Source organism: Levilactobacillus sp. HBUAS70063 (assembly GCF_038374745.1).
Classification (GTDB): domain Bacteria; phylum Bacillota; class Bacilli; order Lactobacillales; family Lactobacillaceae; genus Levilactobacillus.
Map to the genome: position 1 here is coordinate 96,194 of NZ_JBANSM010000005.1, position 18,413 is coordinate 114,606.

Below are 18,413 nucleotides of genomic sequence, written 5' to 3' on the forward strand. Positions count from 1 at the left end.
TTTAAATGGTCAAAAGGTGAATTAGACGGTAACTGACGCCTCATGCCTTCAGACTTAGCGATTGCGCTCGGGTAACGTCCCCTGTTGACCGACCCAGCGTAGCCGCCCCCAAATGATCCCAATGGTAAACCCAATTAGCGCTGGTAGAAGCCAGCCCAAGCCCAGATTGGCAAACGGAATCACGGTGTGGTACAGGCCTAATAGGCGCTGAATGGGGGCCAATCTCGAAATGATGGCTGGTGTATTGGCCAACATGTCGAGAATCGCCGGCAGTGCTGTGAAGGCAATCGTGACTTTGTATACCGTTCCGGCATAGGGCCGCTGTGAAACCGTCAGTGACAACCCAATTAATGCCAGGGCCAGCGGATACATCAGCATTAAGACCGGTAAGGACCAAGAAATAATGGTATTCAGCCCGGCGTTCGCCACCAGAAAGGATAATAGCGTGGTCGTGCGTAACCAAGCACGATAACTAACCTTGGGAAATAATTTATGGAAATCCTGAGCGAAGGAGCAGACCAGACCAATCGCCGTGGTTAACACACCCAACGTCACCAGTGCGCCTAATAATAGCGTGCCCACACTGCTGAAATAATGGCCCACAATCTGCGACAGTGCAATCCCGCCATTGGCCGATAATTTAAATTGATTCATGCTCAACGCACCAAGGAGAACCAACCCGAAGTAGATCAAAACTTCCAGGGAGATGCTGATCAATCCGGCCTTGGCGGTTAACCGGGTCAACGCTTTCCCCCGGTAGCCCAGCCCGCGAATTGCATGGATCAACGTGACGCTCAGCGCTAACAGTGCCACGGCATCCAACGTGTTGTAGCCTTCCAGTAGACCCCCAATCGTCGCATTCGTCTGATACGTTGCGGTCGGCGTCTGGTTGAGATTGCCCATCGGTTTGATAAAGGCCACCAGAAACACCACGGCCAGTAAGGCAAGGAAGCCCACGTTTAGGTACTTGCCCACAATCTTGAGTAGGCTATTCTGATGGGTCGCCGCCAGGTAGGTCACCGCAAAGAAGAGGCCGGTAAACAGGAACATCCCCACCGTTGAGAATTGCTTCGGCATGAACGGTGCCACCGCCATCTGATAGGCCGTCGCTGCGGTCCGCGGCGTCGCGAAAAACGGGCCAATCGTTAAATGCACCAGGATCAGGAACAAGGCCGCAAAGTGAGGCCCCATCGGCCGGGCAAAATCCAACAGGCCATCGCTTTTGGTGACCACCACGGCCAGAATCGCCAGTAAGGGAAAGAGCGATCCCGAAATGGCAAAGCCCAACGCGGCCAAGAACCAGTGAGAACCGGCCATTTGACCCAAGTGAACGGGAAAAATTAAGTTGCCGGAACCAAAGAACATACCAAAGATCAAGGAACTGACGACTAATAACTGACCCCAACGTTTATCTGGTGCTGCTTGTAATTCATCCATCTTCAATTCCTCCTAAACTTAATATTTTACCCGTAAACGTGAAAAAGAGCCCTTTCCCATCCGGGAAAAGGGCTCTACAAGTAGAACGGTACCACCTTTTTGCGGCAGTCACCTACCGCACTCATCGCGGACAATCATCCGCTAGCCAAATAATGGTGGCAACCACGACAGCCTTAGCAACTGCCGAACTCAGAATTAACCTTCACGAACGCGCGGTGGTCACTTTCCACTTCACGTGACTCCCTAGGCACCAACGGATCCGCTACTACTTTCTTCAACGTTTTATAAGTATTGTGATGTATTATAGGCCGTCTATTATTAAAAATCAATGGGTAAATTAAAAATAAATGAGATTTTTTACTTAAAACCTACTCTGTTTTCTTCAGTAACTCTTGAAGATAATTCATGAAGTCTTCTGTAGAGGTTCCCCTACCTTGATTGCTGTAATGTTGCGCTTCAATTAAGTTATCGACTAACCCAATGACTCCTGGTCTTTCATCGAATAAGCCATCCGCACGCATATTACGAACGACTTTTTGTGCTTTACGTCCCAAAACAATCAACTGCTTAGGTTGAATAATCTGGCACTCTTTTATAAATAACTTGGCACTTTGTCGGTACTTTTCCTGATTACGTCGAACAACTTGTTCATACTCATGAGCGTTCTCTACAAATTTATCAGTGCTGTGTGTTATCGAGCCCTTCTTATATCGATTCACATAACTAGGATAGGCCTGTTTCGCCAAGCTTCGTACGTTGGTCTCACTCTCATCAAGAAATAGACCAGGAAACCGACTGTCCTTTTCCACAAAATAGTCAGCTTCAATGTTTGCTGATCGGCTATTCACAGTATTTTTCAGAATATCGGTGATATAACTACCACGAAAACGTTCATGATTCGTCATGAACGCCAATTTATACATTGGCGTCTTGATCGACGTATCGTGAAACTGTCCCCACTCACTAGTCACTCTCTGGTCCGCCTTCCGTTCAGCAACATTTAACGCTAAAAAAATATAATCTGATTTAAACGGTAGATTTTGCTTTTTCGGATCAGTAAACACCGATGCATCAACACTTAAATTAATTTCCATAAGTCTATCAATATTATTTGGCGTTATCTTAGCCGACTTTTCTTTAAGCTTAGCCTTAATGTCCGCATTATCTGGTAATTTAATGAACGTCAAGATTGAACCACAGTCCGACAAATACAACGGTTGTTGTTCGCCATTTTCATCCGGTAATGATAATCCCACTTTCGTTGCTTTCAGTGCCTGGCAAACTTCTTTATTCGTTGGCAATTAAAGTCACTTCTTCCATAAAGATAGTTCCTAAAATCAGTATAGCATCTCCTGAAGGTAACTCACGTCGCGCAACTTACTATCTTTCAAAAAAAGCCACCAGACCGAGAATACCCCCGCCTAGTGGCTCTATCTATTGCGTCCCCGGGGAATCGAACCCCGATCGAAAGGACCGAAATCTCTCGTGCTATCCGTTACACTAAGGACGCCTAACACCCCTAGTGTAATCCAAAATTAGTTTTAACGCCAAATAATTTAACGCGCACCCGAAGCCCGAACCGCTTCTTGTTCCAAATATAGCTCTAGTTGGTCCGCGTTCTCACGAAAGTCGGCATTAAACGTGGTCCCCTTGGGCTTCACCGTGGCAGTCTGCTCACCATCGATATCCGTCACCACCAACGTTTCTCCCTGCCAACTGGCCGTATCGTAATGGCCATCTTCGACCCGGTCTAAGAAGCCCTGAAAAATATCGAGGACGGCCTGGTTAATAATGTCATCTTCCGTACGGTCTTCACCGTGCTGTTTGAGTTGGAGCTGACGCAACTGCACCTCGTCCATATCGGTTGGTATCTGAATAAACACTGGATTGCCTCCCATAATTAGTTTTACTGCTATTCTAGCACTTCCTGGCAAAGAAACGAGTGCGAATGTTATCCTCTATTCAAATCTGGTGTAAACTAGGAGTAAGCAATCGTTAAGACAACTGGTAACTACCTAGGAGGTGGCTCATGGAAGACTCGATATTAGACTTTACTACGAACCTGGCCATTCTCCATCGGCAATTTCAGCGTGCGATGAATCAGATTCTAGAGGCCGATGAGATGCCGGTCAACATTACCGAATTTTATCTGTTGGTGCTGGTCTCTGAAACCAGTCATCTGAATCAACGGAAAGCGGCTTGGACCATGGCGGTCGATGAGGGCTTGATGGCCAGAATGGTCCAACACCTGGTTAAGCTTTCCCTACTCCAGAAGGAAACTGACCCGCACGATCGACGCAACCGCCGTTTAAAACTCACCCCTGACGGTAAACGTTTGGTAAAACAAGCTATTGAAGTCCTTCACGATTGGTGGGAACAGGTAACCCCTACCGATAGCAACTTTGATTACGCTGGCATTACCACGCAATTACAACTCTTATCCAGCCGGGTCCTCAAAGACCAACAAACAGAACACGCACATTCGTAGAATTTTTACTTTTCCTATTCGAGGAGGGGATTCATGATGAGTAAGGCCATTACTATTGCTGAAGCCCAGAGCTATGACGCCCACACGATCAATGAAATTGGTATTCCTGCATTGGTCCTCATGGAGCGTGCCGCCCTGGCAAGTTTTAATAATCTGTTAAATGATGACTTCGACTTAACTCGGGTCGTGGTGGTTGCGGCCACCGGTAACAATGGTGGCGACGGTATTGCGGTTGCCCGCCTACTGCACATTCGGGGAATCGACGTGGAGGTCTACCTCTTGGGTGACCCCGGCAAGGCAACGCCACAAACGGCCCAACAACTTAAAATTGCCAACTACTATCACATTCCATTCACCAACGACCTCAACCACGTGGTCAACGCCACGCTGATTGTCGACGCCATCTTCGGCGTGGGCCTGTCCCGCAACATCACGGGTAAATTCGCCGATGCCATCAACGCCATTAACGCGGCGGACGCCAAGACGGTGTCGATCGACGTCCCTTCCGGCATTAACGCCGACACCGGCGAGGTCATGGGCGTCGCGGTCGTTGCCGACAGCACCACCACGATGGCCTACAACAAGATTGGTCTGTTGACCATTACAGGCAAGCAACACAGCGGCACCATCCACGTGGCCGACATTGGCATTTATGCCCAAGACCATTTGGAACACGCCCGTTAAGGCCGGTGACTCAACCAACTATCCTGATTTTCTGCAGGTTAATGAGCATTCAAGCGTAAACTAGGGGCACGAAAGCTAGAGTGACTTTCGTGTTTCTTGACTGCAACCAGCATCCCCTCCTGAGGTGCTGGTTGTTTTTTGTAAAAAGAGTGTGGAAGCAAGCGCCTAGCCAGCGAGCATTAACGTCAAATAGGTTGAAAGCCCGAACTTGGCTTTTGACCTATTTGGGGTTAAGCACAACTGGCTGCTTGCTGGAACACGTTTCGACTAGAGAGAGTTCGGGGGCCATGCTGAGCATTAACATCACTAGGTGAAGAATCCTGGGCTTGGATTGTTTACCTAGTGGGGTTAAGCGCAGGAGGCTGCCTGGCGGAACACGTTTCGGCCAGAGAAAATTAGAGGGCCACGCTGAGCATTAACGTCAAATAGGTTGAAAGCCCGGACTTGGCTTTTGACCGATTTGGGGTTAAGCGCAACTGGCTGCTTGCTGGAACGCATTTCGTCCAGAGAGAATGCGAGTGCTAACCCCAGCATTAACGCCCGCCCCGTTTTCTCCACACCATTTCCGCATCCTCCAAGCCATTTCACAAGCTTTTCTGCCGCAGACCCGGTATACTAGGCTTAATATTATTGGGAGGTGCCCCACATGTCACAACTTGAAACTGGTTTCACCAACGTCCAAGCGCTGGACCCCAGCATTATTGTCGACCTGCGCTACGCCACCACGGATAATTTTACTCATCAAGTCATTTATGATTTCGCTACCGCCATCGCGCGCACGGGGTCCGCTAAGAAATTAGCCCGGGCCAGCGCCTTACTCAGAGAACAGGGCTATCGCCTGAAGATCTGGGATGCCTACCGTCCCGTTTCCGCTCAGGAACGACTCTACGAGGTCTATCCCGATCCCTCATTCGTGGCCAAACCCAACCCGAATTTTTCCCATCAAAAGGGCGTAACCTTTGACGTCACGCTCTGCGACGAAGCCGGCAACGAACTGGCCATGCAAACCGAATTCGACGATTTCACCGTAGCGGCCCACCGGGACTTCAACCGGACCCCGCTTCAGGAAAAACACTATCAGATACTCGACCAAGCCATGCGCGATGCTGGTTTCTTCGGTTACGAGAACGAGTGGTGGGACTATCGCGACACCCAGATGGACGCCTACCCCCCCGCAACGGCCGACCCGAATGACTATCAAATCGCCGAACACGCCTAAAGAAATTGGGATCAGCTCATCGCGAGCCGATCCCAATTTTTAAGGTCTCTATTTACTTGGTATATCCCGAATCCTTCAACATAAAGGAATGATCTGGAATCCGAATCAACGTGAAGCGGTTCGCCAGCCGACCGGCATGCAAGCCAATCCCATTGACGAACGACTTCTTATAGGTGGTTTCGATGACCCCGACCCAAGCCTTCTGGTGTCGTTGGTCATACTTGGCCACCTTTTTCTCATCCCACTTGTAAGCGGAAGCGGGCAGGTTGATCGGCTTCTTGCCGTCCGAAACGGTCGCATCATTACTGCTGACCTGATATTTCTCACCCTCGGTTAAATACGTGTACCGCTGCACGGGCTTCTTGCCGTTGCTATTATCGACCTCAACGTAGTAGGCCGAACCGGACGCGGACCCCGTATTAATCACCAGGGGCTCGTAGCGCGTCGTCTGACTCACCCGGTCGCCCAGTTGGTTTACGTTTTGGAAGAAAGTCGTGTAGCTCATTCCGCCGAAGAATAGTAGCCAAACGACCAGTTCAATGGTCGAAATGGTTAAGTTCTGCCAAGAAAAGCTACGGTGTTCCTTCACGATTAATCGGATACGCCGGACCCGCATGTCGTGAACCATCCAAACGAGTGTCACGAGGACGATTAGCCACAAGCCCATCCCCACTAAGTTCCATGCTGATTTCATAGTTCCCAATTCCCTTCCAAGAAACAAACCTCTTACGGGTATTTCTGTTCTCTATTAGCTTACGAGATTAACGCCACGAATACAAGCGCTAGTTCATCGATTACGGTGTAAATCCTCACCGATGACTGGCCTCATGACCTTTAACTCTAACACAGCGTGGGCTATACTTAAATTACTTACACCCTACTAAGGAGGACTGCCCCGTGTGTACGAGTTTAACCTATACTTCAGCTGCCGACCACCACTTTTTCGCCCGCACCATGGACTTCCCGACCACCACGCCTTGGCGACCGGTCTTTATCCCCCGTCGCTATCACTGGCAAACGGCACTTCACGAGTCCCGGACGACCCAGTATGCTTTCCTGGGTGGCGGTCGAGCCGCTGCTGACTTCTCAACGTATCTTATGGCCGATGGCATAAATGAAAGCGGTATCACTTGTGCCGAACTTTATTTACCCGGTGCCGCCGAATACGCCGCCGAGCCGCAAGCCGGCCGCATCAATCTGACGCCCCAAGACTTCATCAACTGGGTCTTGGGCGAACATTCCAGCTTGGCCGCCGTGGTGGCCGATTTACCGCGCGTCACCCTGGTAGCACGGCGCTGGGGTACGGACGCCTACGTCTACCCCTTCCACTGGATTCTAAGCGACCGCAGTGGCCAAACGTTGGTCATCGAGCCCACCGGCGGCCCCTTGAAAGCCCAGCTCAATCCGGCGGGCGTACTCACCAACACGCCCATCCTCGCCACGCATTTGCAAAACCTCAATGCCTTTCTGAAAGTCCCGGGTAACGAGTTTACCGGCCAAACGGTCACGGCCGCCAAAGCTTATCTGGCGAGCGGCGCGCCCCTGCCAACGGGGTCCGTGCCGACCAAGCGGTTCATCCACACGGCCTTACGCCGGTGGGGTACCCCACCGATGACGACGACCGCCGCCAGTTTACATCAGATTTTCCACTGGTTAGCCGAAGTTAGTCTGCCTTACGACCCCGACCGCCGGGACCAACCCAACCACAATTACACCCATTACCGGGCGATCATCGATATTTCCACGGCTACTTACACGTTTATTTCACGAAAATCTGGCCGCTTGCAACAAATGACATTAACGCCTGAAATGGCGGTCCACCGGCATTACCCGCACGCCTATCCTGCAGAATAGCCGCAATTGTTGCAAACCTTAAGTTTACCTTTAATCCGATTGATATTCGTTTGAGACATTTCTGTAACAACTCCCTGATAGTATTAAGCATGTTGAATCGAACGAAAGAACATTTAATACTAAAAATCAATTGAAATTAAAGGAGTTTGTTTACATTTATGAAGAAGACGCTAACTAAAATTGTATTATCCTTAATCGCTATGGTGGCCTTTACGGTTGCCGGCATCGCCGTTAACCAACCTGTTAATGCTTCCGCTAAGACCGTTTCTTACAGCAAGTTACATAAGGTTGCCAAAGCCCAACTCGGCAAACCTTACGGCTGGGGTGCTACTGGCCCTTCCCGTTTTGACTGCTCTGGCTTTACCAGCTACGTCTACAAGAAGGGGGCTTCCAAGAAGATCCCTCGGACCGCTCAAGCGCAATACAACAAGTACAAGCACGTCAGCTACAAGAACATCAAGAAGGGTGACCTGGTCTTCTTCGGTGGGTCCAAGCGTTCCATCTCTCACGTGGGGATGTACGTGGGTCACGGTAAGATGATTGATTCCCAAAACCGTGGTGTCGTTACCGAAGCCGTTCACGCCCCTTGGTGGCACGCTGTTGGTTACGCCCGGGTCGCAACCGTTAAATAAATTTTAGCTTCACGAAAAACTTCATAAATGAACCAAACTGTTCCCCCATCGTGCGTCGCGATGGGGTTTTTTTTGATCGACTGAGCCGGCAAAAAAAGACATCGCCAGCCATTTTCTAGCTAACGACGCCTCCACGTCTATCGAAACATCGCCACCACCCACGCCACGGCGGCCAATAGCGGAAAAATCATCCACCAGTTCTTAGAGAAAAACTCCCAGCCGTTCATGGGACGTTGGCCTTCCGGCAAGACACTTCTGGCGGCACGGTCCGTCGGTTGCTGATCACTCGTTTGGCCGGCGATTAGCTCGTTAAGATCCACCTGCAAGAGGTTGGCCAACTTGACCACCGTATCCAAATCCGGCGTGGTTTCACCCCGCTCCCATTTGGAAATGGACTGCCGGGACACGAAAAGTTCGTGGGCCAACTGTTCCTGTGACAGCTGCTTTTGACGCCGTAATTTAACCAGCTGTTGTTTAAAGACATTTTCCATCGTTCTCATCCCCCTTAACTTGGCCTAATCATACCCAAAACACCGCGGGCAAACCAGCGAGCAACACCGAACATCCTGCACTTTGCCCGGGCTGGTTGCGCCCGTGTCCGTTGCACAATGGGTTGCGAACGTTGATTTCATCGCATTCTACCTCTAATCAAAAAGCCCAGACACGCGGTCCGGACTTTCATTAACTAACGTCGTAATTCTAATTTTAAGGGCCGTTTGAAGATGAGTTCCGCCACGCCCAAGCGGTTGGCCAACCAAACGTAGAGCCCCACCGTGATCAACCCCAGTACGGCCACGTAGCCCATCGTCAGTAATTTGCCGGTAAAGAAGGTACTCCCGATTAACCACTGACAGCCATCGACCAACACGGTTGCCAGAACGGCAAAGACCAGATTTAACCGGACAATCGGCCGAATCGCCGTGAGTTCCACGGCATAGCTCCGCCGAATTAACCGCCAGCTGACCACGGTAATCCAGCCGAAGGCAATCCCCGTGGTCAAAAGCGCCCCATAACCTTGGAAACAGTAGACCAGCGGTAATTGTAAGACAATTTTGACTCCCAGCCCTGTCAGCAAGTAGGTCGTGGCTTTCTTGCTCATCCGCAAGGCCTGGAGCACCGTCAAGAGGTCCAACGCCAAGCCGAGAATCAGGCTCTGCCAGACGTTGGCAATCAGGTATGTTGCCCCAGCGCCATCGAAATTAAAGAAGATACCGTACGTTGGGAAGGCAAAGACGCTGACCAGAATCACTAGTGGCAACAGGACGAACGTCAACAGCTGAAAATTATTCGTGAGTAAGGCGCCAATCTGCTGGCGATTCTTCTTAATGTCGGCCAGCTTCCCCGCCAGTAGTGGCAAGGACGTTTCCGCTACCGCCATGGCCAACGACACAATCACCGTGGTAATCTTGTTGGGATTGGCCGAGAAGATGGTGAAGACATACTGCGTCATGGCCACCGACTGATGCAGCAGGCCCTGCATAATTTGCTTAAAGAACAACTGATCCACCAATTGACTAAGGGTAATCCCGGAGCCGACAATCACGAACGGAATCGACTCGTAGCCAATCATCTTCAATAATTTTCGCGCCGCGTGCTGCTTATCAGTCTGGCTAGTCGCCGTTAATCGCCGATAAGTGCCGCGCTGACGCCACAGATGACCCAGCAAGTACAGGTAACTCGCCACGGCCCCCACAAAGGCCGCCGCCACGCTGACAAATACCGCCGCGACATATCCCTGATGGCTCACCTCGATCAGCCAGTAAGTCCCCAGCAGAATCACAATAATCCGAATAAACTGTTCCCACAGCTGGGAAATCCCAAACGGCTTCAAGTCCCCATTTCCCTGGAACCAGCCGCGCAGGATGCTCATCGACGGTAAAATCACGATGGCCGGCACCAAGCAGCGAATGGCAATGGTCGCATTGGCCACCGAACTCACCGGACTATTAGCGGCCAACACCGGCGCCAGCCCGTAGAGGAGTGCCCCGCAGATGAGGCCCGACACCACCATGAAACCAAAACCGGCGACCGCAATGTGTTTAGAATTAATAAAGCTATCTTCCCCATTAAAAAAGGCCACCCGCCGCGCAATCGCGGATGGAAAACCGGCCGTCCCCAAGGCAATAAACAAGGCGTACGGCGTATAGGCCGTATTGAACAGCGCCTGGGCCACGGTTTGATGTTGGGGAGACCCAATCATCGCTAACCACGGAATGAGGTAAACCACCCCTAAAATCCGCGAAAAAATACTCCCGAACGAGAGCCAAAATGAACCTGAAATAATTTTTTTATCCATTAGATTTGCACACACCAATTCTGTCTAGCGTCAAAGCACCACTCGCAAGGATACGCCTCTCAGCCGCCGCTGTACATGACCAATGCACCGACACCGGGGAATTTAGAGATAATTTAGACAAACGAAGAGGCCAGGGCGCTGGGTCCTGACCTCTTCGTTCTCGTTTTAAATTATCTGAAACGGTTGAAAACAGACTTAAGGCATTGGCACTAAAACTAGTAAAACCAGGAGCCTGCGCCTGCCAGAGGTTCCGTCTGCTATGGGGGACACCTTCAGCCTGAGAGGCGGGCTTCCGGTTCGCTTGGAAGCCTTGCCAAACCCGCAAGTCTCCCAAGTCGCCCCACGCCGGAAATTGTCAACAATTAGGGGTTCTCTGGGGTAATTGACCATCGCCCTTATAACCAAGAGTTCATCAAATACGGATTGGAGCAAAGCAAGACCGCTTATCAGGCCCGTCCGCCCAACGCGATCCACCCCCTATTTGGCGAACGATAAGGCGACCACTTTCCACTGCGAAACTGTAAACGACTAAGATTAACGCCATGAATTGCAGAATAACACTAGTTTTGGCAACCACGGGTGTTAGTCCCGTTTAACCGCCGGATGGGCCGTAAACCAACTCGTCATGTCATCAATCCGTTGAATCCGCAGGCTAGGCAAGCCGTTGCGGGAGACCCCGTGGAAACTCTGGGGATAGCGAATGAAGTCCGCATCGACCCCGTTACGTTTGACCGCGGTGAAAAATTCCTCGGACTGACTGATAGGACAACGCATATCCCATTCCCCGTGAAGCAGGCGAATCGGCGTCGTCACATGCTGGGCGTAAGCCAACGGCGACTGTTGCCAGTAGGCCGTAAACCCACCATCCGCAAAGAGATCGACGCCCAGTTCCTCCGGATTAAAGTAAAAACCAATGTCGCTGATGCCAAACAAACTAATCCAATTCGTCACCGAACGTTGGGCCACGGCCGCCGCAAAGCGCTGGGTGTGCCCCACCGCCCACGTGGTCATAAAGCCCCCGTATGAGCCCCCAGCAATGTACTGCCGGTCCGCATCCAATTCGGGGAAGGTCTTCAAGGCCACGTCCAGCCCCGTCATGACATCGGTATAATCATCTTCACCGTAATGCCCATTGACGTGGCTCTCGAAGGCTTGGCCGTAGCTGGTCGACCCTCGTGGATTGAAGAAGACCACACCGTAGCCCCGGCTGGCATGGACCTGAAATTCATAGAAGAAGGCCTCGCCGTAGTTGGCGTGCGGGCCGCCGTGAACGTACAGGAGCACGGGCGTCTTACCCGCCGTCGTCAGAGCGGGTAAATACCACCCCTCCAACGCTTGTCCGTCCGCAGCAGTGTAATCGAAGCGCTGTGGGTGCGCGAACTCATGGGTATCCTCGTAGGCGGCGTTGGGATCGTAACGCACGGTCTCCTCGCCCCCGGCCAGTGGGAAGGTGACCAATTGACTAGGGCAGTCCTGATAGGACACGCTGAGCGCCAGCGTTTCCCCATCAATCACGTCAAAGTCAACAATCTGACGGGCCGTATCATCGACCAACTGAATTCCCGCCTCGTTGCCCACGTAAAGTTGACTGTGGCCGTGAAAGGCCGTGACGAAGACCACCCGCTGCGCATCCAACCAGCGAACCAATTTTGTTCCGGGTTGCTGGACGAAGTCGCCGGCAAATTCCGGAGCCGGGTCCGCGTCTAACTCATCGGTCAAGCTGACCAACTCGCCGCCGGTTGCCGGCACCACGTAAACGTTGGCCACCGTGTGCCGCCCAGCCGCGCCGTTATCGCCGACCAAGGCAACTCGCCGGCCATCCGGTGAGAGCGTGGCGTCTTCGAAATGGCCGTGGCTAAAGCTTGCCGTCAGGTCAACTTCCACACCGGTTTGCGTATCCAAGCGATAGGCGTGGTGGGTAAAGTCACGGTCGTTGGCGGGTTGCGCATCGTGAAGGAGCGTGACGTACCGACCATCGGCGCTGACCGAGGTTAAGTCGAAGGCAAAACCGTGCTGGGCCACCTCCTCCACGACACCGGTCGCAGGAACGTAGCGTCGTAAACGATACGTCACGCGTTGTGGAAGCCAGCCATACCCATCGGCCTTATTGATTAGCCGCGTCACGTGACGCGTTTGAGGAAATTTTTCCTGATTGGGGAGCTTCGGTAACTCGGTCGTTTCGGTCGTGGTGAAGTAAATACTCGTACCATCTGCCGTCGCCATTACCGCCGTCACTGCTTCATCGGGCGTATTAGTAGTCAACTGGGTCGACTCACCCCCGTTAGTTTCCACCGTGAAGAGTTGAGGCTTAGCGTCGCCCACCGTTGCTGCGTAGTAGAGTTGTTTCCCGGCCACCGCGGGTTGAACGTTCAGCCGACCATTAGTCGCCACGTCCTGAACGTTTCCCGCCGGATTCGCCCGCTTGAGTCGGGACTGGTAGCTGTTGCTGGCGGCATCGATGCTATTCTCGACGAAATAGACCTGGTCATCAGCCGCTAACGCTTGCGACACCGACTTTAAGTCAAACAAATCTTGTGCCTGTACACCTTGTGTCATATCTAGCGCTCCTTGCTTTTATAATTTTTCTCATTGTTTTCTCATCAAACAGTTGTGTCCAATATTAAGCCAGCACCGACCGGATGTCAATTCATCATCCCGAGGATTGCCAACCCACGACGCGAGGAAACCTGCTACACTGGAAGTAACTAATTCAGAAGGAGTGAGCTTAAAATGAAAATTGCAATTGCCGGCGCGGGTGCCATGGGTAGTCGTTTTGGCGTAAAACTTCAATCAGCTGGTAACCAGGTCACGTTGATCGACAACTGGGCCGACCACGTCGCCACCATCAACCAACAAGGCCTGACCGTGACCACCGATGACGGAACCAACCACGTCTACCACATGACGGCCAAGGCGCCGCAGGACGTTACCGAACACTTTGATCTGGTCATTCTCTTCACGAAAGCCATGCAGATGGACCAGATGCTCCAACAACTCAGCGGGGTCTTAGACAATCAACCAGCCGTGTTAACCTTAGCCAACGGCATTGGCAATATCGAAACTATTGAACGACACGTCTCTAAGGACCACGTGGTTGCCGGAACCACCGTCTGGTCATCCAGTCTGACCGGGCCGGGCCACATCACGGTAACCGGGACCGGGAGTATCTCGCTACAGGCCATCGTCCCGGAAAAGTTTCCCGACCTGCCCGGCTTGATTGCCACGCTCAATGGCGCCGGCTTAAACGCCAGCCCCGCCGAAAATGTTCTGGCCGCCATCTGGAAAAAGGCCGGTCTGAACAGCGTTCTCAATACCTACTGCACGTTGTTTGACTGCAACATCGCCGAATTTGGCGGATTACCCAACTGGCGGACCCTCAACGATGCCGTGCTCAACGAATTTGAGGCCGTGGCCACCGCGGCAAAGATTCAGTTCAGCGCGGCCGACGTCACGGCGTTAATCGCCGCACAATTCGACCCCAGCAAGAACGGCGGGCACTACCCTTCTATGCATCAGGATATGGCCAAGAAGCGGCCAACCGAAATCGACTTTCTCAACGGCTACGTGGCCCGGCTCGGTGCTAAACTCAATGTGCCCGCGCCGACCAATGCCTTGCTCGCCCAGTTAATTCACAGTCAAGAAAGCCTGAAGGGTATCAAGTAACGCAGAAATTGGTACACCACGCTCTGTGGTTTCACTACCATATGTAGAAAAGTCTCACACTTTTGTACTATATCTAGTTGTATTTTCCTGAAATTCATCGTACCATAGACCTATAGTTAATTTTGACCGTACGTTAGCACATGCGCTTAACGGGTTCGGCAAACCTAGGAGGGCTAGAGACGATGGACGTTTTAAGAAGATCACAGACTACCATGTATCCGGGTGGCCTCACCGTGGAAAATTTAGCTGGGGAGCACGTTCCGTTTAATCCCCGGCAAATTCATGCGGCGCTCACGGCATTGACCAACGATCCCACGGTCGTGCACCGAGTCGAAAGCCTCATTGTCGCCCAATTGGCGGGTTTCGACGTCGTTGCTACCGGGACCATCGAAGCGACCGTGGTAGACACCTTGGAGCAGCTCGGCTACACCAATATGGCCCGGAGCTATCGTAAGCAACAACACGCATAGTTACTTTCTGATAAAATTCATTCAAGAGCCTGGGACGAAACCGCCCGGGCTCTTGTGCGTCTAATTTAAATAATCACAGCGTGCGCCAAACGGTAGTCGCTTGTCCCACGCCTTTCAGTTCTTCACTCACGAAAAAAGCGATTACCCACAGTCACTTCGGCTGTTGATAATCGCTTTGCTTATTTATAGGTTTAGCTTGCTCTGCCCACAAAAAACCGACCAGCACTCCCCCGAGAACTGATCGATTCGGCCTACGAGCTTAATTGTGATTCCAAATGGTGTAATTCGGCTGTCCGAACTTCACGTGGTAAGAACCGGCGAATTTTCTCTTCGTTGTAGCCGACTTCCAAGCGCTTATCATCAAAGATGATTGGCCGCTTGATGAGGTCAGGATACTTAACAACTAAGTCGACAAGTTGGCTAACGGAAAGACTATCAAGGTCAACGTGTAATTCCTTAAAGACGTTTGACCGGGTAGAAATGATGTCTTCGCTACCATTTTCAGTCAAGCGGAGAATCTGCTTAACTTCGGCGGCGTTCAATGGCTTGGACTTGATATTCCGTTCGTTAAACGCAATGTCATGTGCCTTCAGCCATGCCCGTGCCTTCCGACTAGATGCGCTACTTGGCGCAATATATAAATTGATCATATCTAAGCACTTCCTTATCGTTGGATTGAGTAACAATAGAAAAAACAACTGACTTGTTCTGGTTCCCCCCGAATATTTCACTGAACTATCTAGTAGAACCAACTTATATGTTACCACAATTGAATGAATAATCAACCCTTTTTGGAAACTTTCTAAATAGCACCCGACATTTCTTAGCGGGTTGGTTGGGTTTGCCAACTATTTTCCATGAGTAAAATAAGTTTGTGATAAATGGCAATTAGGGCCGTCAATACCGCCGCTAAGGTCTCCACAAAGTTATCTAAGTGACGTAACTATCTCCAATTATCACCCAATCAGCCCAAAAAGAACGTGCCAGGCGTCTCTTTTCGGCTCTAATGTATTAATATTCATTTATTGTGTTTTATTATTCATTATGGATTTTGACTCGGTTTATAAAAGCGCTTACCCAAACCAACCAAAATGGCTAATTTTATCTTTTTCCGTTTAATTTTCCCGTGCTTTTCGGACCGAGGAGCGTAGAATAAGGGCAACACTAACGTTATTTTGTGGGAGGAGTTTGTCGTGATAGCCTTTTACGCCGTCATCTTACTGATTTTAGCAACCATCGTCGCCAACACCATCTACCCTTATTTTCCGGTGATTCCGAAAGCCTTTTACCAAATCTTCATGGGCGCCTTGCTCTCGTTGGTCCCGATGTACCACCACTTTATCCTAGAGCCCGAGATGTTCATGCTCATCATCATTGCCCCGTTAATGTTCTACGACGGGCAAAACGCCAACGCCCATGAGCTCCGCAGAAACGTGGGGTCCATCGTTTCCATGGCCGTCGTTCTGGCGGTACTGACCGTCATTGGCATGGGCTATCTCAGCCACGCCCTACTCGCTGGGATCCCGCTGGCTCTGGCCTTCGCGCTCGCCGCCATCGTCACCCCGACGGATGCCGTGGCCGTCTCCTCAATCACCAGCAACATGGCCGTTCCCGAGCGAGTCATGGGCATGTTGGAGCGCGAATCCCTCTTCAACGATGCCTCCGGCTTGGTCGCCTTCAATCTCGCCCTCGCCGCGTTTACCACCGGTCAGTTCTCGGTGGGCGATGGGATCAAGCACTTCTTTGTGGTCTTCTTGGGGGGACTCCTCATCGGTCTGGTTCTAGGGATTGCCGCCGTCATGGTCCGCGTTTACCTGGTCCAGAGTGGCAAAGACTCCACGAGTGTCATCGTCCCCTTCGACATCATGGTGCCTTTTCTCATCTACCTGGCCGCCGAACACCTTGAACTATCGGGAATCCTGGCGGTCGTTGCCGCGGGCCTCATCTACAGCGCCTCGACCAACCAGCTGCGGCTCTCCAGCACGCAATTACAGTTGGTATCGCGATCTACTTGGGGGATTTTCACCAATATTTTAAACGGATTCGTCTTCGTCTTGCTGGGGGTCTCGCTCCCCACCGTGTGGGTAAATATTCAACAGGATCATGATAAATCATTAACGCGTTATATTCTTCTGGCCGTTATCTTATATCTGGTCATGTTGGCCCTTCGGTACCTCTGGATTCGCCTCGACTGGGCCCTGATTCGTTCCGAAAAGTCAGAGCGGCCGCACAATGCCTTGATTGGCGCACTCTCTGGCGTTCACGGAACCATCACCCTCGCCATGGCGTTCTCACTGCCCCTCACCCTTCGCGGCGCGGCCTTTCCCTTCCGTAATACCATGATTTTTATCGCTGCTATCGTGATTATCCTGAGTCTCCTAGTGCCGACGCTGATTCTGCCCTTCATTTTACCGAAGAAACAGGTCGCCGTGGACCCCGCAACCATCGCGCAGGAACGCAAAGCCCTTGTGGCGTATGCCTCCGAGCGATTGGTTCAGGAAAATCCGGACAATCCCGCGGCCACGCAATCGGTGATTGAGGTTCTCAACAGCCAGGCGACCGGGGCGCGACCGGACAAGAAGAAGACGCGCGACCTGCTCAATCAGGCCACGCACATCGAGGTCCAGACCGTCCAACATTTGGCGGATGCCGGGGTCATCCCTAACAGCTACGCCAACCGCTACGTCCGACTACTGGTCTTGAAGTCGCAAATGAGTAGCCACAATCCCTTCGTCAACCTGTCCCTGTGGTTCCGCTTCATTTGGCACCGCGCGAAGTTCATGCTCAGCCGCAAGTGGCGCCGTAAACAACGGATTGCCCGGCAACAACAGCGGCTGCAAGCCAGCCCGCATACGCCGGAACAGGAACGGCTACAGGCGCAACGGATTCAGCAGGAGACCCAACGGATACAGCGATCTCCGCGCCGAGATCCCCGGGCCAACGACCGTCGTCGGCAAAACTTCTTGAAGATTGAACAGGACATTTACACCAACGTCATTGATTTTCTAACGCGCATCTCCACGGTCGACAACCAAGCGGAGGTCAATTCCGTGCGAAACTACTATAATGCTCGGCACCGGCGTTTCGAAAAATCGATGACCAATGATCATCAAAACGAATTATTTATTCAGGCCTTCCAGTACGAATATACTTATATTCGCCAACAGAAGACGGCCGGCACAATCCCCGCGGCACTGGCCGATGAGCTCTATCAACAGGTCTTGACCGACCAGATGTTATACACCCAAGAAATCGCTGGAGCCGACTAATTTTTCCGCCACCGTCATATTTTCTTCACAATTACCTGTTATAGTTAGCCACATAACTTACGAATTTACGAACGAATAAGTTGATAATTTTACTCCTCCAAAGTAAAAATTACGGTCGGCCCGCTATGGTACCGGCCAACTCCAAACGTAATAAACGTTTTTCAGCAGCAACGCGGACAATGTGGTTCGGTTGCTGTTTTTTTGTGTAAGAGTGCGACCCCCGGCGCTTAGGTCCTGAGCATTAGGGAGCTAAGGGGCTTCTGTTCGGCTACACCGGGCAGGAGTCACTTAGCTTTCTAAGCGCAGGGACCTGCCGGGGCGAGCACGTTTCGGAGGCCGCAAATCTCCGGAGAGGATTGGCGGGAACAAATCCAACGTCCCAAACCAACCAAAGCCTTAAC

16 protein-coding genes and 1 tRNA gene are annotated in these 18,413 nt (G+C 51.6%); 8 read left to right on the top strand and 9 right to left on the bottom strand.

Annotated elements, in window-relative coordinates:
- Nucleotides 1–54 precede the first annotated feature (54 nt).
- The 4 genes from brnQ to V8I28_RS09000 all read right to left on the bottom strand — a co-directional run bounded on the left by brnQ (nucleotide 55) and on the right by V8I28_RS09000 (nucleotide 3,320).
- Entirely contained in the window at nucleotides 55–1,437 is a 1,383-nt protein-coding gene (gene brnQ / locus V8I28_RS08985; RefSeq protein WP_341779787.1) for a branched-chain amino acid transport system II carrier protein, read from the bottom strand.
- A 368-nt stretch (nucleotides 1,438–1,805) separates the two neighbouring features.
- Nucleotides 1,806–2,738, bottom strand: a complete 933-nt coding sequence (locus V8I28_RS08990; RefSeq protein WP_341779788.1) for a hypothetical protein — start codon at nucleotides 2,736–2,738, stop codon at nucleotides 1,806–1,808.
- 137 nt (nucleotides 2,739–2,875) lie between these two features.
- A tRNA-Arg gene (locus V8I28_RS08995) sits at nucleotides 2,876–2,947 on the bottom strand.
- Between the two features lie 46 nt (nucleotides 2,948–2,993).
- The gene (locus V8I28_RS09000) at nucleotides 2,994–3,320 is read right to left on the bottom strand and encodes a hypothetical protein (RefSeq protein WP_341779789.1); all 327 of its coding nucleotides are present in this window, start codon (nucleotides 3,318–3,320) and stop codon (nucleotides 2,994–2,996) included.
- Nucleotides 3,321–3,466: 146 nt separating this feature from the next.
- On the opposite strand from V8I28_RS09000, the gene V8I28_RS09005 reads away from it, so the two are divergent.
- The 3 genes from V8I28_RS09005 to V8I28_RS09015 all read left to right on the top strand — a co-directional run bounded on the left by V8I28_RS09005 (nucleotide 3,467) and on the right by V8I28_RS09015 (nucleotide 5,828).
- Nucleotides 3,467–3,925, top strand: coding sequence for a MarR family winged helix-turn-helix transcriptional regulator (locus V8I28_RS09005; RefSeq protein WP_341779790.1), 459 nt, complete (start codon nucleotides 3,467–3,469; stop codon nucleotides 3,923–3,925).
- Between the two features lie 33 nt (nucleotides 3,926–3,958).
- Nucleotides 3,959–4,609, top strand: coding sequence for an NAD(P)H-hydrate epimerase (locus V8I28_RS09010; RefSeq protein ID WP_341779791.1), 651 nt, complete (start codon nucleotides 3,959–3,961; stop codon nucleotides 4,607–4,609).
- 646 nt (nucleotides 4,610–5,255) lie between these two features.
- On the top strand, nucleotides 5,256–5,828 hold the full coding sequence (locus tag V8I28_RS09015) for a M15 family metallopeptidase (protein ID WP_341779792.1): 573 nt from the start codon (nucleotides 5,256–5,258) through the stop codon (nucleotides 5,826–5,828).
- A 52-nt stretch (nucleotides 5,829–5,880) separates the two neighbouring features.
- Here the strand turns inward: V8I28_RS09015 and V8I28_RS09020 are convergent, their stop codons facing one another.
- A complete protein-coding gene (locus V8I28_RS09020; RefSeq protein ID WP_341779793.1) occupies nucleotides 5,881–6,522 on the bottom strand; it encodes an LVIS_2131 family protein in 642 nt (213 codons plus the stop codon).
- A gap of 203 nt (nucleotides 6,523–6,725) precedes the next feature.
- Here V8I28_RS09020 and V8I28_RS09025 point away from each other — a divergent pair, with 203 nt between their 5' ends.
- Nucleotides 6,726–7,682: a linear amide C-N hydrolase gene (locus tag V8I28_RS09025; protein ID WP_341779794.1), complete on the top strand. Its 957-nt coding sequence runs from the start codon at nucleotides 6,726–6,728 to the stop codon at nucleotides 7,680–7,682.
- A gap of 158 nt (nucleotides 7,683–7,840) precedes the next feature.
- Nucleotides 7,841–8,314, top strand: a complete 474-nt coding sequence (locus tag V8I28_RS09030; RefSeq protein ID WP_233668814.1) for a C40 family peptidase — start codon at nucleotides 7,841–7,843, stop codon at nucleotides 8,312–8,314.
- Between the two features lie 137 nt (nucleotides 8,315–8,451).
- Here V8I28_RS09030 and V8I28_RS09035 read toward each other — a convergent pair whose 3' ends face one another.
- The 3 genes from V8I28_RS09035 to V8I28_RS09045 form a co-directional block, all read right to left on the bottom strand.
- Entirely contained in the window at nucleotides 8,452–8,805 is a 354-nt protein-coding gene (locus V8I28_RS09035; protein ID WP_341779795.1) for a helix-turn-helix domain-containing protein, read from the bottom strand.
- A gap of 194 nt (nucleotides 8,806–8,999) precedes the next feature.
- The gene (locus tag V8I28_RS09040; protein ID WP_341779796.1) at nucleotides 9,000–10,610 is read right to left on the bottom strand and encodes an oligosaccharide flippase family protein; all 1,611 of its coding nucleotides are present in this window, start codon (nucleotides 10,608–10,610) and stop codon (nucleotides 9,000–9,002) included.
- A 582-nt stretch (nucleotides 10,611–11,192) separates the two neighbouring features.
- Entirely contained in the window at nucleotides 11,193–13,166 is a 1,974-nt protein-coding gene (locus tag V8I28_RS09045; protein ID WP_341779797.1) for a S9 family peptidase, read from the bottom strand.
- Nucleotides 13,167–13,340: 174 nt separating this feature from the next.
- Here V8I28_RS09045 and V8I28_RS09050 point away from each other — a divergent pair, with 174 nt between their 5' ends.
- Nucleotides 13,341–14,273, top strand: a complete 933-nt coding sequence (locus V8I28_RS09050) for a ketopantoate reductase family protein (RefSeq protein WP_341779798.1) — start codon at nucleotides 13,341–13,343, stop codon at nucleotides 14,271–14,273.
- A 182-nt stretch (nucleotides 14,274–14,455) separates the two neighbouring features.
- Nucleotides 14,456–14,743 carry a hypothetical protein gene (locus V8I28_RS09055; RefSeq protein ID WP_341779799.1) on the top strand — a complete coding sequence of 96 codons (288 nt, stop codon included), beginning with the start codon at nucleotides 14,456–14,458 and terminating at the stop codon, nucleotides 14,741–14,743.
- Nucleotides 14,744–14,994: 251 nt separating this feature from the next.
- On the opposite strand, the gene spx is transcribed toward V8I28_RS09055, so the two are convergent.
- Nucleotides 14,995–15,393 carry a transcriptional regulator Spx gene (gene spx, locus V8I28_RS09060; protein ID WP_341779800.1) on the bottom strand — a complete coding sequence of 133 codons (399 nt, stop codon included), beginning with the start codon at nucleotides 15,391–15,393 and terminating at the stop codon, nucleotides 14,995–14,997.
- 543 nt (nucleotides 15,394–15,936) lie between these two features.
- Here spx and V8I28_RS09065 point away from each other — a divergent pair.
- Nucleotides 15,937–18,012 (top strand): cation:proton antiporter, encoded by a 2,076-nt coding sequence (locus V8I28_RS09065; protein ID WP_341779801.1) that lies wholly within the window; start codon nucleotides 15,937–15,939, stop codon nucleotides 18,010–18,012.
- Nucleotides 18,013–18,413: the final 401 nt, after the last annotated feature.